The sequence below is a fragment of the Flavobacterium sp. CF136 genome (genome assembly GCF_000282055.1).
Classification (GTDB): Bacteria; Bacteroidota; Bacteroidia; order Flavobacteriales; family Flavobacteriaceae; genus Flavobacterium.
Genome location: NZ_AKJZ01000051.1, coordinates 69,103 through 89,937 on the forward strand (window position 1 = coordinate 69,103; position 20,835 = coordinate 89,937).

A 20,835-nucleotide genomic window follows, 5' to 3' on the forward strand; every position below is an offset into this window, starting at 1 on the left:
ATTATTTTTCTTTTACAATCGTAATCGGCCCTAATAATCCGGCTTTCAACAATATTCCTTCCTGCAGTCTGAATGGCGCTGTTGTCCAGGTTAGCCTTTCTTCTTTTGGTAATTTTTCATCGCCAATCAATCGGTTTGTCCAAGTATTGGTTATTTTAATTTCTATAGTGTTTTTCCCTTTTTTCAAGGCTTCCGAAATATCTATTTTGTATGGAAAAGTCCAAAGCGTTCCACAATCTTTTCCGTTGATTGAAACTTCTGCGATATTGGCTATTTCACCTAAATCCAACCAGAATTTATCTTTAGATTTTCCTTTCCAATTGAATTCTTTTTTATAAACTGCTGTTCCGGAATAGTATTTTATCTGTTCATTTTCAGAAGTGCTCCAATCGAAAAGTTTGTTTGTTTTTACCACTTCTTTCGGCCCTTTAAATGCTGGATCAAACTGAAGTTCCCAATTTTCATCTAAAACCTGAACTTTTTCAAATTCAGCTATTTTTCCTTTAGCTAAAAAATCTTTGGTTTCTTCTTTGAAAATTACAAAACCAGATTCGTTAGCCTCTAAAGTCAATGAAACAATTGTTCTTCCATTTTCAATTTTCCAATTGACTAATGCCGAAGTTTTATCAGTAACCGGATTGTACCATTGTGGCACTTTTCCAGCTATTCTGAAAGAAGCATCAAAGGTTCTTTTTTGCTCTTTTTGATTCGAAAGAAAATATACTTCTTCGTTATCTGATTTTCTGTGCGCCCACGCAATTGTTTCTGAATCGGCTCTGTTTAAATTTGGAAAATAAACATCTTGTGTAATTCCGATGGAAGCAAAATCATTTCCTAGATAAGGTAATTTGACAACCGTTCCTTTTCCGATTTTCCATGAAGGGGAATTAGCATTATTCCAAATTTCATCAATTACTTTCTGCCATTTTTTTAATTCTTCATCTGAATGCAATCCAGGAAGCATATCGGGTTTTTCATCAACAAAAACAGTTCCACCTTGTTGAATTAACTGCAGTATTTTTTCGGCGGAAGCCAAAGAGAGTATTTTATTCGGCGCCATTTTGTGACTTCCCGGAAACAATAAAGCTCCATATTCAATTCCGCCCTCAAAAGTTACTTTTCCGTTTTGAACTTTGGCACGATTGATCAAAACATCTGCATTGAATGAATCGTATTGATAACCATTTAGCGGATTAATCCATTGTGATAAATCCGTAATATTTTTAGAATAAGTCACTTCTTTTGGCATTTTTGCAGTTGGCTGACCTTCATTTTCTAAACGGATTTTCTCGCTTTCCAATCTTTCTTTTCCAAACACATTCGGAATAAAAGGCACTAATCGATCTGGAACAAAAGAACGGGAAGGAAAATCTTCGCCGATGAAAACGGCTAAATCAATGACCGGTTTTCCTTTTTGTAATTGAAACTGTACTCTTTGACAATAATCAAACCAAGCTTTTCCAGGTTTCCACCACGTTTGGTCTCTTTGGAAAAACGTTCCGATATCATCTAAAGTCATTCCCGGTTTTCTATCCGTCCAAGGATTATGTACAAAAACGTGGTAGAATAAACGGTTGATTCCTAGAGCATAATTGCGGTCGGCAGTTGTTTTTAAATTTCCAGGATGTTCGTCCCAATCCATTCGCAAAGCCGTGAAAGATTCTGCCTGAATAATATCTTTCCCGTAAATATGTCCGCCCGAAATGGCATCAACCATATCAAACGGTTTGTCGTGTGTTGGACTTTTTAGCCAAAATTCACCGCCTGGATAATCCACATATTTATAATGCAACAAAGCATCACTCATCATCGTTGGTGCGACATTTTCTGAACTTAATTTAACGTTGTGTTCTTTGGCAATCTGAGCGACAGTTCCGTAGAAATTATCAGCCACTAAATCGGCAATTGTTTTTCTGACATCATATAAAACTTTCTCTGAAAAATCGGCGCTTTCTACTGGAATTCCAGCCATGACAGGCAGATATTCTACAATATCATAACCTCGTCTCTTTTTAAATTCCGTCTGAAAAACCGAAGACCAGTTTTGGCTTCCACATTCCCAACTGTCAAAATGCAGGATTTCCAACACTTTTGAAGTCAATTCAGGTCCGGCAGAACGAATCGCTTCTCCAAACCAATGATCGAGTTGAAAACGAATCAATTCAGGATTGAATTTATCGACTTCCAAACCTTTTCCGGCTCCGCCCGTGGCATTTTCATGTCCGGTAGAAGTATGTCCCATTCGGATAATTTTCCATTTTCCTTTTGGTGCTTTCCAATTCAGATTTCCTTCAGCATCAACAAATTTCGATATATTGATGACTTCAGATTTTTTGAATGCTTCAGAAATTGGAATTTGTTTTTCAGTTGTTTCTGGAGTCAAACGCCAGATCGCACCTGATTTCCCTTCGTAATTATTTATTAATGACTGATTCGAAAGTGTAATTTTACTGACTTTCAAATTTTGTTTCCATTTGGCGAAATCCAAATCTTCAGCACCTGGCTCTGTTCCAACAGGATCGTAAACAAATCTGAAATATTTTGCCGTAACAGGCGTAATGGTATGTGTGTTTGGAAAATCCATGTCCTGCCAGCCGTGACGAGGGGCAATCATTCTTTCGTGGAATTCAAAATGAACTCCGTCATTGCTTACCTCAACAATTAAACGCTGTGCCTGAAAATCCCTTCCTTTGGTTTCAATGACAATGGATTTGCAGGTAAACGGTTTTTCAAATTCATATTGAATCCATCCTTTTTCGGCAAACTTGAAATTTTCGTCTTTTTTACGATCAGCCAAAAACGAGGCATCTGTATTATTGGATGTTGTAACTTTTGGCAACTGAATTTGAGAACTGGTTTGAAATTCTTTTATTGGAATAGCAAAAGTCGCAATATCTTTATAATAGTCTTTGTAATGTTCGGGAACTGGCAATTTGGCAACAATTGTTTTGCCTCCGGCAATTTCCGTTGTTGACCAAACTACTTTTTGCATCGACTTCTCGGGTGTAATCCATGGACCTCCTGCAACAGCAAAACCGTCTGCTCCGTGAAAAGCCAGTTTCAAACCTAAACGATCTGCTTCTTTAAAAGCCCAATGAATCATGTCCCAAAATTCCGGCGTCAACTGCAAAACCGGCGGATCTATCAATGGCGGATTTGCCGGACCTTTAATTGTCATTAAATACGCACCTGCAATTCCGGCTTGTTTCATCGCTTCTAAATCGGCTGAGATTCCGGGTTTGGAATAGGCTGATTTCATCCAATACCAGTATACCCATGGTTTTGAGGATTCGATGGTGGGCTGAAACTCCGTTATTTCTTTTTTATGGACTTCTTGTGCGGAAACGAATCCCACAATGAGTAGTATAAAAAAGAGGTGTTTTTTTTGAAACATTATTATTGTTATTATCCGTTTGCTTTGTCATTCCGAAGGAATCTCACGTTAGTTGTTCCAGTTACAGAGATTCTTACGGAATGACAAACTGTACTTTTAAAAATCTAATACTTAAACCTTTTCAAGTTGCTTTCCAATTCATTTTTTGAACCCGAAAAAGGAACCAAATTAAAACTATATTGATAATCTCCCGACTTAATTTGATATTGTTCCAAAGGCTGTGCAACCAATGTCCAGCTGTCGTTTCCTCCCACTCCCATTTGGACTAAATCAATGTTAACTGTCAAAAATTCAGGATCTTTTAGGTCGTACGTATGTGAAGCACCGCTTAAATTTTCCTGTGTATACGGCCACGCACTCATACTTAAAACTTTATCATCATTTACAATTAAAAAACCTTTGTTTTTATGTGGTGTTGATAATGCCATCCATCTTACATCACATCTGTTTCCGTTTTCCTGAGGTTTTGGGTAATGTTCGATAAAGTCATTAATTGGAAGCGAATATTTACCAACAAACGAGCCAAAACTTCTGTCGTTGTAGTTTTCTAATTCTCCTTTTCCGTACCACGAAATTTGGTCGAATTTTCTTTGAACACCCATCTGCATTCCGATTTTTGGAATGTTTGGCAGTTTGTTCGACGCTTTTAAACTATAGTCTACTTTTATCACTCCATCAGGGCTAATGTTGTACACTACATTTACGCTCGCACTGTCTTTTATAATTTCGTAATCGCTTGTGATTTTGATTTCAGAAGCTGATTTGTCGATTTTCACGTTAACCAATTTTGGTTTTGCTTTATACCATTGTTTCAGCAACTTTTGCGATTTCCATCCGCGTTTGTCGTTGTCTGTAAGTGGTCTTGCGAAATTAGGAAGCAATGGCGCAAAAACTTGTTCTTCTCCATTGAAAATATAGGAACTCAAAGCTCCGTTTGCTTTATTAATTTTTATATCGAAAGCTTTTCCTTTGATGTTGAAATCAGAATCGGATTCAGAAACGTTTAAAGCTCCTTTTTTAGATTCTAAAACGACTTCTTTCTTTTTCAACAGAAATTGATCTTCTGCAACAGTGTAGCCTTTTGAAGCCCAAAGTTCATCTTTCGAAAGTTGAAATTCAATATTCAAAATGTATTCGGCATCTGCTTTCATTTTTGGAAGATACTGGCTCACATTTAATGTTGTCGATTGTCCTGCTTCTAAATTGAAAGGCTTTAACATTTGGGTTTTAATGACATTTCCGTTTTCCAATATTTTCAAAACCGGAATGTATTCGGCCAAAGATTTTACAGCACTGCGATTTTTTATTTCTAATATATTACCGTCTTTCAACGTTGAAGTCGCTGGCTGATACACCCATTTATTTTCAAATAGAGAACCTTTTGGTTTTCCGTTAGAATCAACTATTCCTTTGGTATTGAAATTTCCATCGTGGTATTTTTCGCCAAAATCCCCACCGTGAGCAAAATAATTTTGCCCCGTTCTTGAATCAAATTTCACCAATCCCTGATCTTTGAATTCCCAAATACAGCCTCCGATAACTCTTGGAAGCGAACGGAATTCATCCCACAATTCTTTTAAATTTCCAACTGAATTTCCCATGGCATGAGAATATTCAACAAAAATAATCGGACGAGTATCTTTCTTTTGATCTACTAAAAATTTAGGTGTGAAAACGCCTGGATAAAAACGGCTGACCATATCAACATACGAATCGTCTTGCGGGTTCTCGAATCGGTATGCGTGATCAATTGTTTTTGGATATCTTGGATCAAGCGGATCGATATAACCGTCTAATTTTGCATTTCCCTGCGCAGGCTCATAATGCACCGGACGCGTAATATCGAAATCGTGAACCCAACCCGACATTGCGGAATGGTTTGGACCTTTTCCGCCTTCGTTACCTAAACTCCACATTACTACCGATGGATGATTTTTGTCTCTTTCGACCATTCTGGTCATACGCTCCAAATAGGCGTTTGTCCATTTTGGATCATTGGCTAATTTTCCGCCAATACCGTGAGTTTCCTGATTGGCTTCGTCCATCACCATGATTCCGTATTGGTCGCATAATTCATAAAAATACGGATCGTTTGGATAATGGCTGGTGCGAATAAAGTTGAAATTAAACTTTTTAATCGTCGTAATATCTTGTTTGATGTCGTCTCTTGTCAAGGCTTTTCCACGGACAGGATTATGGTCGTGACGGTTCACGCCATACACATAAGTTTCTTTTCCGTTGATGAGCATTTTTCCATTCACTTTCGAAAATTCGATTGAACGGAAACCAACTTTACAGCTTTTGGCTTCGGTAACATTTCCGTTTTTATCTTTTATCGAAATGACCAAAGTGTATAAATTCGGCTCTTCTGAACTCCATTTTTTTGGATTTTTGATGTTTTCCTGAAAGAATCCGAAACGAACATTATCCAAACGAGGGTAACTTTCGTTGATTAAATCAATTACCGGTCTTTGCAGCGGTTCTTTGAACATCGCCACATTATTGGCATCGTACAACTGAACATTCATAGTGTAATCTTTGACTTTTTCTCCCGTAAGATTTTCTACTTTTGGACGTAATTTGAAAATGGCATCTTCGTATTTTTTATCTAATTTCGTCTGAACAAAGAAATCCTGAATGCGCAGTTTTGGCTCAGCCATGATAAAAACTTCACGCTGGATTCCGCTCACTCGCCAGTGATCCTGATCTTCCAAATATGAACCATCTGCCCAGCGAATCACGCGAACTGAAACCACATTTTCTCCTGCTTTTAAATACGGCGAAATATCAAATTCGGATGGCAGAAAACTATCTTCTCCGTATCCTAAAAATTCTCCGTTTAACCACACTTCAAAACCTGAACTTACGGCTCCGAAATGTAGAGTCACGGTCATATCTTTCCAGTTTTCAGGAACGGTAAAACTTCTTTGGTATGAGCCAACTCCGTTATAATCTTTGGGAATATAAGGCGGATTTATGGGTCTAAAAGGATAAACGGCGCTTTTGTAAATTGGATTGTCGTAACCTTTCATTTCCCAGTTGGATGGTACTTCGATTTTGTCCCATCCCGAGACTGTGTTTTTATAGAAATCTTTTGAAGCTTCTTTTAAATTTACGGCATATTTAAAATCCCAGTCGCCATTCAGCATTTTGATTCGGCTTTTGGTTCTGTCTCCTTTTAAAGCATCTTCAACAGTTGTGTACGAATACGCAGTTGCTCTCGACGGTTGTCGATTTATGCTTGTAACCGTTGGGTCTTCCCAAGGAGCGAACTCGTATTTTTTATGCAGTTCTGGAATTCCCGCAGGTTCTCCTGTAACGGATTGTGCATTCCCTAAAAAGGGAAGTATTAAGGCAAAAGTATTAAATAGTAAGACCGATGCACGCAGACGAGCTGAATTTGAAAACACTAATGATTTCCCACATTTTTCCTCAAAAAAACGCTGAACAAAATGAATTATATTTCTTTTACTTAATTTCAAAACTTACTATTTAAATCTTAATACTTGATTCTGTTTACTTAATTCTTCTTAACCTTCTCTGGCGGAGCCACAAAATTCATTTTACTTTTCCCTAAATCCTTCGAAGTTGCTACTGCAATTCCTCTTTGTTCTGCTTTATTCACTGCACAGTAAAAATGATAGACAACGCCGTCGTGTTTTACCACAAATGATTTGTGTGCAAACATATTGTCATAAGGCTCAGAAGATTTAATTAAATCATCGCCCTTCCAGTCGGTCCAGTTTACTAAATCATTTGAAACTGCAAAACGGTTAAACGCACCTTGATTCCAACCCGTCCAAAAAGCTCCAAAATAGAACATCACCCAAGTATCATTAATACGCTGAATATAGGCATCTCCCGAGATTCCTTTATGATGATTGATTAACGGTTTATTGCCATATCGCTTCCATTGTTTCATATCGTTGGATACTGCCATCGCAATACGCTCTGCGCCTTTAGCAGGATTTAAACTATCGCCACGGGCATTATAATACATGATAAAATTGTGCCCTGTTACTTTATCCTTATCACGAATCACACTGTTTTTGTACATCGTACTATTATCCCACCACTTAGCATCTTTATCTTTTGGTGTCAAAACTGGATTTTCCAATCTTTGAAATTCGTGTGGTTTTGTCGGTGCTTCTTTAGTATAAGCCATCCCAATTGATAAAACGCCTGCTTCGTAACCTTTACTATCTCCGCCAAAGTAACTCATCCAGTATTTATCATCGTATTTTTCCCATTCGTAACTTCCGCCCCAAGTCATGTCTTGCAGTGAAATATAGCCCGCTTTTTGGTTGACATCCCAGTGTTTTTCATTCTCTGAAAAAGACATCACTTTTCCTAAATATTTCCAGTCCAGTAAATTATCACTTTCTGCCAGCCAGGTTTCGTAACCTCTTCCGTCATAAATTAAATACGTCATATACCATTTGCCATCTTTTCGAAAAACGCTCGGACAATCCATTTTATAAGAGTTGTCCGTTGGCACCATCACCAAACCATATTTATAAGGCGTTTTGATTTCGTTGTAAATCTCCTGCATTACGGTTTCGTTGATTTCTCTTTTCTTGTATTTGGTTGCACAGCTTATAATTGACAAAGCTGTGATTCCAAGTACGATATATTTAATTGAATTTTTCATTTTGGTTTATAGTTCTCGCAAAGGCGCTAAGGCGCAAAGTTTCTTTTCTCTTTATTCTTTATTCTATTTTCTCAAATCTTATTTTAATTCTTTTAACCTCGATTCCATTACGTCTTTATTCAACTTCACTTTTATCATTCCTGTAGGGTGAAACCTTCTTTTCAAATCAATCGCATTATATACAATCGTGTAAACATCATTTCCTTCGGGAATCAAGCAAAGCGGAGTTCTCATGATATCCCACCATTTATCCACTTTGGTTTCTATTGGCAAATAATGCGCTTCTCCCCAATTAATTCCATCTTTTGAAAGTGTATATCCAATCATATTTGGCAAATGATGTCCCCAGCCTTCTGGGCCTCCATCAAAAACGGCAATATACAAACCGTTTGGCAACTGACTCACAATCGGATTTTCGACAAATTGCGGATGTATCGTTTTTATCGGTTCCAAACCTTTGTTTAATCTTGTCCAAGGTCCTTCTAAACTTTTGGATTCGGCTAAAGCCACAAACCAGCCTTTTCCGGATTTCTTAGGATAATCTGCCCAAGATTCAAATGGGTAAGCTCCGCTGTAAAAACCGAAATATTTATCCCCAACTTTATACGGAAAAAAAGAAGCCACTCCCTGACGGCCTTCCCAAGGCTGAGAATCCAATCCTGGTTCCATAATAATGCCCATATCTTTGTATGGACCGCCAATTCCGTTGATTCCTTCAACAGTCGATTCACAACGCCAGATTCTACCAAAAGAATGATTCGGCTGAATTTCTTTATGAACCGTATATGCTAAATAATAACCGTACCATTTGTTTACTTTTTCGTTAAAAACCGGCATATACGACCAAATAGCACCACGACGATCGTTCATTGGATTATCATCTTCGGTAATCGCATAAGTTCCGCTGGCCTGGTAAATCGTCGATTCTCTTTTCCAGTGAATCGCGTCTTTACTCGTCCAGTGACCAATTTTGGTTTTTACACGATCATAATACATTTCCACTCCTTTTTCTCCTGCTCTTTCGGTTGGAAACATATGATAGGTATCACCAATTTTTACAACTCGTCCACCTTCAAAACCTCCCTGAATACCTTCTGTCCCAGACATTCCTTCATCGATAACAGGTTTGTTTTCTCCTCCGATGATTTCAAAAAGCGGCTTCTCATCTGAAACCCCTTCAATGATATAGGTTGGATTCCAAAGTTTTCCGTCTAATAACTGGGCATTTCTTGTTGTCAGTTGCTGACTGTTTTTTACCACCCCTAAAATGGCAAACAATCCTTTTGCATTTGGCAGAATGGTGTGCGTTCCTTTTGCAAAAGCAATAGCATATACATTTACAGGAGCTAAACCTGTGATTGTTGCTCCATTTTCAATAATCAATTTGCCATTCTCTATCGCATTCGGCTGAAGATATTCCTTGTTATTTGTTTCCTGAAAAACACCAACCAAAACCTGAACCGGTTCCTTAAATTTTAACTGTAAAGGCGTGTTTGTGTCTTTTTTATATTTATCCAAAGGAAGTTCAATACCTGTTAATCCTTGTAATTCCGGAGCCAAACCAACTATATTGTGTTTACTTCCTGAAAAAACGTGAGCGTACTGAATCGCTTTGAAAGTTTTGTAATTGGATTTTACAATTTCAAAAGTTGCTGGCTTCCATGCTGTGTTTTGGGCTTCTGCAAACTGAATGCAGATTGAAAACAACACCAGAAAAGCTGTTTTTAATTTGAAATTGTATTTTGTGTTTTTTGAAAACATTGTTTTTTGTTTTTTTGATTTTTTTGTCATTTCGATCGAAGAGAGAAATAACACTAGGAATTCCTCAACAATAGTCGACAATCTTGTCGTTACGAGTGTGATTTACTTCGTCTGTCGCTATCGCTCGAGTCTCGTTCCCGAAATGACAAACTGGAGGTCACTAACTAAACTAATCGCTAAGAACTAATTACTAGGGACTAATCACTAATAACTCAAATCGCTTTATAACTTACTTTATACTCCACATTCGGTTTTACAATCAATTGGTATTTATTTTTTGCCAATTCCGTAATCACTCCTGAACTCGCTTTTGGTTTGCTTGAACTTTCAAAAACCAATTTTCCTTCGCCTTCAGATGTTTTTACTTTAATCTCAGATTTACTCACATACAAAGCCACTTCTCCGTTCGGCGTTGGCACTTTTCCTTCCATCCATTGTAAACCACCCAAATTTGGTTTGATTTCATATTCTGCATAACCTGGAGCAGTTGGTTTTACACCTAAATAATATTTTCCCAGCAAATAAATTGGGCTGGAACCCCAGGCGTGACAAAGACTTTTTCCATAAGGGCGTCCATACATCGCTAAATGTTCTGTTCCTTTTTTGTTTGGATTGTATTCTTCCCAAAAAGAAGTAGCTCCCTCTTTTAGCATACCGCCCCAATAGTCTTTCATTTCTTTCAGCACATAATCTTGTTCGCCCATAGCGCACAAGGCTTCCAACTCGTAAAAACGCATGTAGGGTGTTGTAATTTTCAGCACTTTATCATTAAGCAACACCTTATTTTTTATACTTTGTTTTTGTTCTTCATTAAAATAATTGAAAAAAATACCGAACATATTAGCATATCTGGTTACAATATCCTGCATTTTACCATCGATACGCTGATGCTTCATCACGTTTTCTTTCTTGTCCCAAAACACATCAAATAATTTTGTTTTTAAATCATCTGATAATTTTTGATACTGTTTTTGATCTTCGTTTTCACCTGCAATTTTAGCACTAACTGCCATGGCTTCTAAACTTCTCGCTAAAAGCATTTGCTCAAAACTCACTTCACCGGTTTTTGGTAATCCATTCGCCCAATCAATAAAAACCCAATCCCCTTCTAATGGTTCCAAAAATCCGTTTTTGTTTCTTCTTTCCAAGCAGAATTCCATCAATGATTTCATTCGTGGATAAAAAGTTTTGATAAATTTCGTGTCGCCTGTGTGCAAATAGTAATCATAAACACCCACAAACCAATAGAGCGAATAGTCCATTATGATATTGACATGAGCCGTCACAGGATCTTTACCACGAAGAGCCAACAGGGTTCGTTCTACAGAAGCCGAATCAAAGAACAAATAATAATTCATTAAATAACTTTGATAAGCGTCGCCCGACCAAACCCAACGGTCGCGTTTGATTCCGTCTATAAAAAATTCGCGGGACGTTAAATGCATCGTGTAAGCAGACACATCCCAAATTTTATTCAATTGCTCGTCAGAAGATTTGAATGCACCACGATAATCTAATGGCAAATATTCATAAAGCATCGAAATAGAATCATATTTTACTCCTGCATCTGTCTGCACCTGAACATAACGGAATGCTTTGGATCCATTATGGGTGTAGATTTCAGGCTGGTTTCCATCAAAAGATAAATGGTCTAATGTTTCGCATTTGGCAGAATCAAGGGCTTCCTCACGAGATTCACCATAATAAAGTGCTACTTTACCTTTTCCTTTTAAACCGTGAATTTTAATGTAACCAAAAGTTTCTTTACCAAAATCGACTAACTGACCTGACCCTATTTTCTCTGTTTTTTTCGCACTCAAAGGTTTGGTTGTCAGTTTAAATCCGGAAGGTTTATTCTCAGGTGAATTAAAATTCCAAGAACCAACAGGCACCCATGGTGTACCAGATTGTTGTGCTTTTCCATTTTCATCAATCCAAAGTTTATCTTCATTGGTCACTTTCCAAGATGCATCAGATTTCACATACTTACCAGCAATATAAATAGCCGGCAACACTTCTTGATTGTAAACTTTAAAGGAAATTTTGTGTTTTCCTGCAGGAATTTTTATTGATTTTGGTTGTCCGTAAATTTGGACACCATCTAAAAGTAATTGAAAAGACCCTTCTGAGTAAATTTTTGCCTCGTCTGGTACTGGAATATCTACTTCTGTTTGAAAAGTCACCAAAGCATAAGGACTGTAATATTGCCAAAGCGGTGGAAATACTGCTTCGCGTTCTGTACGTCTTACCTGCATTTTATTACTTAACCAAACTTCAAAATCTCCAGGATAATAAATCCATGTTTGAGCCGAAGCCATTTCGGATAAAAATAATAATGCGATAACACAAGCAGTCGTTTTAAAACGTTGACCTAAAGAAATAAATATGACCATATTAATTGAAATTAAAAATGAGGTATAAACTCAAAATGGTTAGTCCCAATAAAGCAAACAAAATCTTCACTCGTTTACTGGTTTTAGGAACATCGGTTTCACTAACAAAATTAGTTTCCGGATTTTTATCTGCTAATGAAATAATAATCGCCGCAACCAATAAAACAGCAAAAATGTAAAATGATATTAATAAAAAGTGAGGCCAAATTTTATAAACATCCGCAGGGAAAATCCATAAATATAAAACTCCAACGAATAAACTAAAGGCCGAACCCCAAGATAAAATTCCATTCACGGCTTTCTTGGTAGTACGTTTCCAGAAAATACTCAATAAAAACACCACTGATAATGATGGTGCCAAAAATCCTAGTACCGCCTGAAAAATATTAAATAAATTTTGTCCCTTGATATTATCGATAGCCACAGCGATAAGAATGGCAAATACACACCCTGCTGCAACAGTAATACGTCCAATTTTAATTTGTTGCTGGATTGATGCCGTTGGATTGATTTTTTTTACATAAATATCATTGGTGTAAACCGTACTCAAGGCATTCAACGATGATCCAATTGTTGCCACCAATACAGCAATCATCACGCAAATCACTAAACCGTTCATTCCGCTTGGGAATAAATTAGTCACCATTGTCATATAAGCCAAATCTGAATTTTCACCTAACTCTGGATACAAAACAGAACACAGAATTCCCGGCAAAATAAACAATGGCAATGCCATCACTTTTAGCCATCCTATAAAATTAACCCCCAATTGTCCCTGTTCCAAATTTTTTGCTCCCAAAACACTTTGCACCATCGATTGATCGGTGCAAAAGAAAGCTACTGCAGACACAGGATATCCCAATAAAATAGCAGGCCAAGGATAATGTGCATCATCTGCCGGCTGTACTAAATTCCAGAAATTAGAAGGCGTTTTTGCAATCAAAGCTTCGATTCCGCCTACTTTCTGTAAACCTAAATAAGAAAGTGTAAGTGAAACGACAATTAACAAAATCATCTGAAAAACATTCACTTTGGCAATGGCTTTCAAGCCTCCGGCAAAAGTAAAAATCCCTGAAAAAATCACCAAAACAGTCACACTCTGCCACATTGGAATCCCTAAAATCTGGCGTACCAAAATACCCCCACTAAACAATCCCAACGACAACCAGCTTACTAAAATTTTCACCATAGCGTACCAAGCCAAAATGGTCTGAGTACTGTCGCCATAGCGTTTCCCCATATATTCGGGCATAGTGCTGACTTTACTGGCAATATATTTAGGTGCAAAAACAATGGCTAGCAATAATAAAAACACAAAAGCGTACCATTCGAAATTTCCTGCTACAATTCCGGTTGCGTAACCAATACTGGCAAAAGCCAATAATGATGAAGGACCAACGTTTGTTCCCCACATATTGAAGCCGATGTTGTACCAGTTCAGCGAATTTCCCGCCATAAAAAGCGTTTCATTCTTCTTGCTTTGCTTCACGCTCACCACATAACCAATGACCAATAAGATCACCAAATAAACAGCAACTATTATAAAATCTAAGGCCGTTAACTTATCGTAGATGCTGTTCATAATCCGTATTTAATTTTTAAATTAATTTTTAAGAATCTTTCTTAAAAAGTAAAGAACCATTCTCAATACAAATATTAAATTTACTTTATATCAAGAGTGCTTTTTCCCAACATTCTTTTATTATTTCTTTATACAAAAGAGCTTGCTGCCAACGATCACCTTCTTCTTGTTGTCCTTTGTTTTCTGTCTTAATGGTTCTGGCATAAAAAATATCAGATTTTAATAATTCGACGGTAAAACAAATATAATCCCCTGGTTGAGCGGTTTTTAAAAAACCAACAAAACATTTAGTCCACATTTCTTTAAAATGTTCGACATAACTTGAGTTTTCTTCGTCATTAATATCAACCTGAATACTTCCTGGATTTCCAATTCGTCCGTGAATAAATCGAACTCTATCAAAAACTGGGGCTATAAACTCCCATTTATTTTCGATACCTCCATAAACCATTTCTTGTCCCGTGTACCAATGCGAAAAATCTCCATTGAATCGAATTTCAGGAAATCGTTTCACCATTTCGACGGTTCGAAACATGTCTTGGGTTATTGTTGCGCGATGCGTTTCGATATAAATAGGTAAATCATATTCAAGAGAACTCTCCTGAATATAATTCACCAAATCGTCCATTTCTTCGTCTGATTCCATTCCCCAGCCCAAATGTACCGTAGCACAATTGTAATTCAAACTTTTCCAAACAGGCAATAAATCTTTTAAATCCCCCACTTTATTCACACGAGCGTGAGCTGTCATTTGAAGATTGAATTCTTTACACAATTCAGGATTTCCATCTTGAATTCCTCCAAAACCGGCTTTGGCAATAGCTTCGTGTTTTTCTCTATCATCTCCTTTTGGACCAATAGAAAAATCCGGAAGCTCTTCACAGGTTCCGTAATTTATATCAATTCGCAATGACGGCAAATTTGTACTCCCGTCATTTGTGTTTTTTACAATCATATTTTATTATTTCTAACCTGAGTTCGATTATTAATTTTTAGGAGCAGAAACATTTGGTATATCATCAACAGTTGTCCCGCTATCCGTTACAAACTTATATGCCGAACACCGGCATATAAGGTTTTTCACTTCTATCGGGGCTAAGAGACAAACTTTTCTGCCTTTTTGCTATTATCCCAAAAAAGCAAACCGATAATAATCGAACTCCCGTTTCTAATGTTTACTATTTTCAAAACAAAAGAATTAAACCGTATAAGCACTCACATTTTCACCACCTTCAACAAACGGTTCAGCCCAATACAATGGCGCGCCATCTTTCTTCAAAATAGGCTCTGCAGAATATTGCAATAGTAAAACTCTTCTGGATTTATCCGTTTTATTAGAACCGCTTCTGTGGAAACAAGTACTTGAAAACACAGCTACATCACCTGCCTCTAAAACTGCTGGAATTCCTGGATTATCTCCAAAATAACCAATTTTATCATTCGTTCCTTCTTGTAATACGTGGTCAATTCTATCTTGAGTTCCAGCGTCTTTGTATGGCAAAAGATAAACCGTTCCATTTTCTTCAGTAACAGCATCTAATGGACACCAAATAGACAAATAAGGTTTGTGTTTGAAATCCAAATAACCGGAATCTTGATGCCAAGAGAATGTCATCCCTTTATCAGCCGCTTTTACAACAAATTGTTCCAAAAATAAATACACGTTTTCACCCAATATTTTTCTGGTAATTTCTTCCATTTCTTTACCAAAAATAAGATCCTGCATCGTCTTGCTGTCTTTGTAACGCAAGGCGATAAAATATCTTTTTCCCTTGTGGTTGATTTCATCCACCTCTACTCCTTTGCGATCCATTTCATCATCTTTCTCTTTGATAAATCGCTGACATTCGTCTTTTAATCTTTCAATAAGTTCTTTTGGAATTACATTTTTTACAATACAAAATCCTTCTTCTTGAAATTGGTTCATTTGTTGGTCGGTCAAAACTGCGTTCATTTTTTTAAGTTTTTAAATTATTATTTTTTTTACTTTTTTATATAAAATTCAAATGCTTCCAAATTCCTTTGAAATTAGCATCTATTGTAATCGATATTGTTTTCTGTAAATCCATTTCATCCGTACAATTTACCGCTTCTGGATACATTGGAATTAAAGCTCCTTTTTTAACCCAAACTGGCATTTCTTCCATAACCGCTTCAAAATTATTTAACCAGCAACCTCCTTGTATTATTTCTCCTGTAAAGAAATTAACCCAAATTCCTTCGGGTAAATAAACATCTCTGGTGTTTTCAGAATTCATAATAGGTGCAACCAAGAAATCATCACCAAAATAATATTGATCGTCAATATGCCAACACATTTTATCTGCTGGATGATGCAGCAGCAACGCTCTCAAAACAGGATAACCTGTAGTGGTTGTTAATTCACTTTGCTCTAAAATATAAGGCAATAAGGCATAGCGAAGTTTCCACCATTTTCTAACGATATCTGAGATATTTGGGTAATGATAAGGCTCTCGTTTTGAAGTTCCGTGGTACCTAATGTGCGAAGTAAATACTCCAAACTGTGTCCAACGAACATACAAATCATCTGGTACAACAGAGTTCATAAAATTAGGCACTCCGTGAAAACCGGGTACATCGTGACTCCAAAAACCAAATCCAGACAAACCCAAATGCAGTCCACCTTTCAACGAACCAGCCATTCCGTCCCAAGAAGCAGCCGCATCCCCGCCCCAATGAATCGGGTAACGCTGACATCCAGCCCAACCGGCTCTTGCCCAAACCACACCATCGCCAGCAACTTCTTTGGTTACTTCAAAAGCGGCCTTTTGATACAACAGCGCATATAAATTATTCAATAATTCAGGAGCCATATTGTGGTATTTGGCGTCCAAATGAATTTCTTCGCCAAAATCGGTTTTAATACAAACCACTCCCATTTCTAAAAGTTCCCGCAATAAATTTTTATACCATTCTACCGCTTTTGGATACGTAAAATCGATAGTTCCAGCATAATCCAAATTACTGAAGTTAGAACCTCCCTGTTCTTTTTTTGAATCAAGGATACTCATGTATTTATTAGCTTTAGCCTCCTCAAATTGTTCTGCATCGGCAGCGATATAAGGCATTTGCCAAAGACTTACCCTATATCCATTATCTTTTAAACGAGAAACAAATCGTTTTGGATCTGGGAATCGCTCTGGATTAAATTTCCATTCACAAAGCCAATCCGTTTTAAACCAGCCTGTATCCAAATGAATGACATCGCAGGGAAAATCTTCGGCACGCATTCTATCACAAATTTCGTTTACCTCGTCTTCTGAAAAATAAGTCATGCGACTCATCCAGACTCCATAACTCCAAAGCGGAGGAACAGTTGGAAAACCAGTAAGCTGTTTGTAACGAAACATTATTTTTTCTGGATTTTCTTCTCCAATTAAAAAGATATCCAAAATCGGTTCTTCAACTAATAATTGAACCGAACGGGTTGAAAAATCGGCCATTGAAAACTTGCAATATGCCGAGGTATGCAAGAACATTCCATACATTTCACTCGAAAGATAAAACGGAATATTTTTATAGGTTCTCTTATTATTTACCCCTTGTCCGTCTTGGTTTTTTAGCTGAAAAGTATGTCCCGCCAAATCCATTTTACAAAAACGTTCCCCTGTTCCCACAAATTTCTCATCAGGTTTAGCGTGAAAAGAGATAGAAACTTTGGCTGGTTCATTATATCTTTCGATAAATGAAAGACACATCGCATCCATCCTATTTGGAAAAAACTGATCGTATGCACTTACCTTAATTTCCTTTTTTCCGTCAGGAAGAAAAATAGCCTGCATTGATTCTTCTGGTGCGGTTAACAAATCACTCCAATGGTCAATTTCGGGATTGGATAAATCGAAAATAGCACGAATAATTCCCTTTTCATCTTTAACTTCCCATTGTTCTTCTTTTATTTCAAAACTTAATTTTATTTCTTGAAGCTCGGCAGCAATTTCTAACATTGGCGAAACTTCCATAATTTCTTTTTCAAAACCAATGCTTACTCTTAGTATTTTATCTCCAAAAGCACGTAAATACAATTGAAAATCTTTTCGTAAAATAGATTTATCGGGAGCAAATTCATTTGATAAAAGCTGGCATTGAAATGGTACAGTCAAGACTACCCCCAGTCCATTTTGGGCAATGGCGGTAGGTTTGCAGGCTTTCCATACTCTAGAAACTCCTTCTTCTAAAGATAAATCGGTATTAAAATCTAAAAAGTCAAAAAATTGATGATTGGTTTGCTTCATAGAGCGGTTAAATATATGGTTTCAAAAAAGTTATTGGTTAATTCAATTTATTCATAAATATCCAAGTTTCGCCCGGTTTTGTCCCTTCGATTCCAGTTTGATATTTTTTCATCAGATTATTCCAATCATCGACACGGGGATTATTTTCGGTTGTTTTTGGATTCAGTTTATCCAAATTTTCTCCTTTCGGAATACTGATAATCAGCATTAATTGTCTTCCGTTTTTGAAAACCTGCAATTGCTGAAAATCGGCATTACAGAAACCTTTTGCAATTTCCGGCCACTTTTCGAATTGGGTAGTGTGGTAATCAACGTATTCTTTTTGCAGTTTTTCATCTTGCACCAAATTCGCAGTCAGAACAATATTTTCCCATTCGGATGCAACTTTAACATCTTTGCATCTTTCGAAATTTTGAAAATCATAAACTGGGTTTTCGTAGATTTTAATTTCCAATGCTGGAAAAGCCAAAGCCAATTTTCTTTTCGTTCTTTCCGGCTGATTCATCAAACCGTAAATTACCAAATGGTTTTCCCATTGGTACAATTCTTCGCCTACGATTCGAAAGCCTTTTATCGTCGATCTGATTTTTTCCACATCCAAATCCTTCCCGATTAATTCAATGGCAACAGCTTTTGGCATTTCTTGCAGTCCCCAAGCTTCATCAACAACAACTTCTTTTGTTAAATCACCATATGGAGCTCGAATACCTGCTTTTTCCTTGATTTTAGGATTTACAAAAGCATAATTGTCCTGCCAAACATTTCCGGCTGGACCGTTGTGGTTTTTCAATGTTTTTTGAATCGGAATCCAGTTGTTTTTTATGGTAAAGCCCTGCGTGCCTTCATCGGTGTACAAATACAACCACAAAAACGGATCGTGCGCATACGGACTATTGTAAACTTTATCAATATAGTTCTCTTCTATCCTGCTGTCAGGTTGCGATGAAAGTGTGTAAATACCAGCCACATCATGTAAATGCTTTGCATAATGATGAATTTTGTTGCCAATTATTTTGTTGTTTCGCATCACGTTTTCGGTGTGTGTCCAACCCCATCCCATTGAAATTCCGCTGTAGGCCACATCCGAAATTTCATTGTGTTCGATAGTAAGATTCTTTATAAAACCAGCAGCAATTCCCAAACATCCCCAATCTTCGTTGGCAACATTGGTAATTAAATTATCCGCAATCAATTCGTCCGAACAAACTATTCTTTCGTCTTTTACCGTATAAGGCAAATGTGCCTCGAAAGATTCTTCAGAGAAAACACCTAGATTGATTCCGTTGCCACCAATATCTTTAAATAAATTTCCTTTGACAGTATTATGATTCGTTCCTCTATGAAAATCCAATCCTGTAGAAGATAAATGCTCAAAACTGCAACCTTCGAATTGGGTATTGTTGGCATAATTTACCTCAACGGCTGCTCTCGGTCTGCCAACCCAACCTTGATTTTCCAAACTCGCCTGATTAGGAGTTCCGGGAGTTTTTAATTTATAGGCATCCAATAAATACATTCCCGCCTGTAATGGAACGTGTCCTTGCTGCGAAGGACGAAGCCAGTTGCTGTACTGAAACGAAATTCCCTTAAATTTAAAATAACTAACCGGTGAATCTATTGTTCCTTTTATCTCTACCAAATTTTCTAAAACAGGTGCTATGACTTTGGCTGAATTCATATCCTCACCCTTTCTTGGAATGTAATAGATTTTGGCATTTTTTCTATCCAAATACCATTCTCCTGCCTCATTTAACATTGACATTCCGTTGTTTAAATAGAATGCAGAATTTCCGTTATTTTTAGAAATCCATGGAGCTGGCCACGGATGTTCGCTTTGAATACGGCTTTCTGGTTGTTCAAACGAAAGTCTGGCACTGTCTTTTTGAATTTCGATATTTTTGATTCTCAGATTGGCAATAGCCCACCATTGTACAATGAACATTTCCATACCAGGCTCGAACTTAACCGATTTATCCTTTAAAGGAATCCAACAGGTTTCCGTAGCAGCATCCCAAGACAAAATTCTGTCCATCTGATTTCCAGCTGTGCTTTTGGCTCTAACAGCTTTTTTTCCGTTAACCCACAATTGTCGGTAATTGATAATTTCACCAGCTTGTTGAGGAGCATCGGCTTCCCAAACGATTCCTTTTTTTCCGTTTATGGCAATTACAGATTTTTTCCAATTTTTAATTTCGATTCCACCGCTTAATATTGGTTTAGCGTTGGCAGCCGCTTCAATAGTTGTTGGACTGTCTGCCGTTCCGGAATCTTCAGGTCTTACAAACAAAGGTTCGTTTAAATAATAGGTTCCGTTCATTATGATAATACGGATTCCGTCTTTTATGGAGACATCTTTCAAACGGCGTAATTCTCTGGCTTTTCTAACCGCCATTTGTACAGTCGCCAAAGGACTTTCTTTAGTCCCTGGATTAGCATCACTGCCCTGGGGTGAAACCCATATTTCGGCAGCACTGCCTGAAAAGAGAGTGAACATCATCAGAAAAACTACAAGTAATTTTTTAAAAGTATATAAACGCATTATTTTATTTTTAACTTTTTCGATCATTAAAAATTATCAGGGATTCAGCATAAAGTACTAAAAATTTTACATCCTGAATAATTTTAACATTTCTATTAAATATTATGGCACAAATTAATGTAACTGCAAAATAAAAGTGTCCTGTACCCTCCTGTATTCCTATTATCACCTTAGGTTTTGAACTACTGCCCTTTAATAGAGTTTTAAAAGAATTTATAAGTAAAAATGATTATAAAATGACAGATTGAGTTTCGACCTT

10 protein-coding genes are annotated in these 20,835 nt (G+C 37.1%); all 10 read right to left on the reverse strand.

The genetic code is table 11. The annotated features are described in order from the left end of the window. Position 1 precedes the first annotated feature (1 nt). The 10 genes from PMI10_RS15365 to PMI10_RS15410 all read right to left on the reverse strand — a co-directional run bounded on the left by PMI10_RS15365 (position 2) and on the right by PMI10_RS15410 (position 20,576). Positions 2-3,355 carry a glycosyl hydrolase gene (locus PMI10_RS15365; protein ID WP_238539475.1) on the reverse strand — a complete coding sequence of 1,118 codons (3,354 nt, stop codon included), beginning with the start codon at positions 3,353-3,355 and terminating at the stop codon, positions 2-4. A gap of 143 nt (positions 3,356-3,498) precedes the next feature. Then, positions 3,499-6,876, reverse strand: a complete 3,378-nt coding sequence (locus PMI10_RS15370; protein ID WP_007809626.1) for a glycoside hydrolase family 2 TIM barrel-domain containing protein — start codon at positions 6,874-6,876, stop codon at positions 3,499-3,501. A 38-nt stretch (positions 6,877-6,914) separates the two neighbouring features. Further along, positions 6,915-8,045: a glycosylase gene (locus PMI10_RS15375; RefSeq protein WP_007809627.1), complete on the reverse strand. Its 1,131-nt coding sequence runs from the start codon at positions 8,043-8,045 to the stop codon at positions 6,915-6,917. A 78-nt stretch (positions 8,046-8,123) separates the two neighbouring features. After that, entirely contained in the window at positions 8,124-9,806 is a 1,683-nt protein-coding gene (locus PMI10_RS15380; RefSeq protein WP_007809628.1) for a hypothetical protein, read from the reverse strand. A gap of 212 nt (positions 9,807-10,018) precedes the next feature. Continuing rightward, a complete protein-coding gene (locus tag PMI10_RS15385; RefSeq protein WP_007809629.1) occupies positions 10,019-12,199 on the reverse strand; it encodes an alpha-L-rhamnosidase-related protein in 2,181 nt (726 codons plus the stop codon). A gap of 1 nt (position 12,200) precedes the next feature. Next, a complete protein-coding gene (locus PMI10_RS15390) occupies positions 12,201-13,781 on the reverse strand; it encodes a sodium:solute symporter (RefSeq protein ID WP_007809630.1) in 1,581 nt (526 codons plus the stop codon). A gap of 85 nt (positions 13,782-13,866) precedes the next feature. Further along, positions 13,867-14,736 (reverse strand): hypothetical protein, encoded by an 870-nt coding sequence (locus PMI10_RS15395; RefSeq protein WP_007809631.1) that lies wholly within the window; start codon positions 14,734-14,736, stop codon positions 13,867-13,869. Between the two features lie 243 nt (positions 14,737-14,979). Beyond that, complete coding sequence (locus PMI10_RS15400; protein ID WP_007809632.1) at positions 14,980-15,735, reverse strand: phytanoyl-CoA dioxygenase family protein; 756 nt, start codon at positions 15,733-15,735, stop codon at positions 14,980-14,982. Between the two features lie 37 nt (positions 15,736-15,772). Continuing rightward, complete coding sequence (locus PMI10_RS15405; protein ID WP_007809633.1) at positions 15,773-18,037, reverse strand: glycoside hydrolase family 31 protein; 2,265 nt, start codon at positions 18,035-18,037, stop codon at positions 15,773-15,775. A 37-nt stretch (positions 18,038-18,074) separates the two neighbouring features. Continuing rightward, positions 18,075-20,576 carry an L-rhamnose mutarotase gene (locus tag PMI10_RS15410; RefSeq protein WP_007809634.1) on the reverse strand — a complete coding sequence of 834 codons (2,502 nt, stop codon included), beginning with the start codon at positions 20,574-20,576 and terminating at the stop codon, positions 18,075-18,077. Positions 20,577-20,835 lie beyond the last annotated feature (259 nt).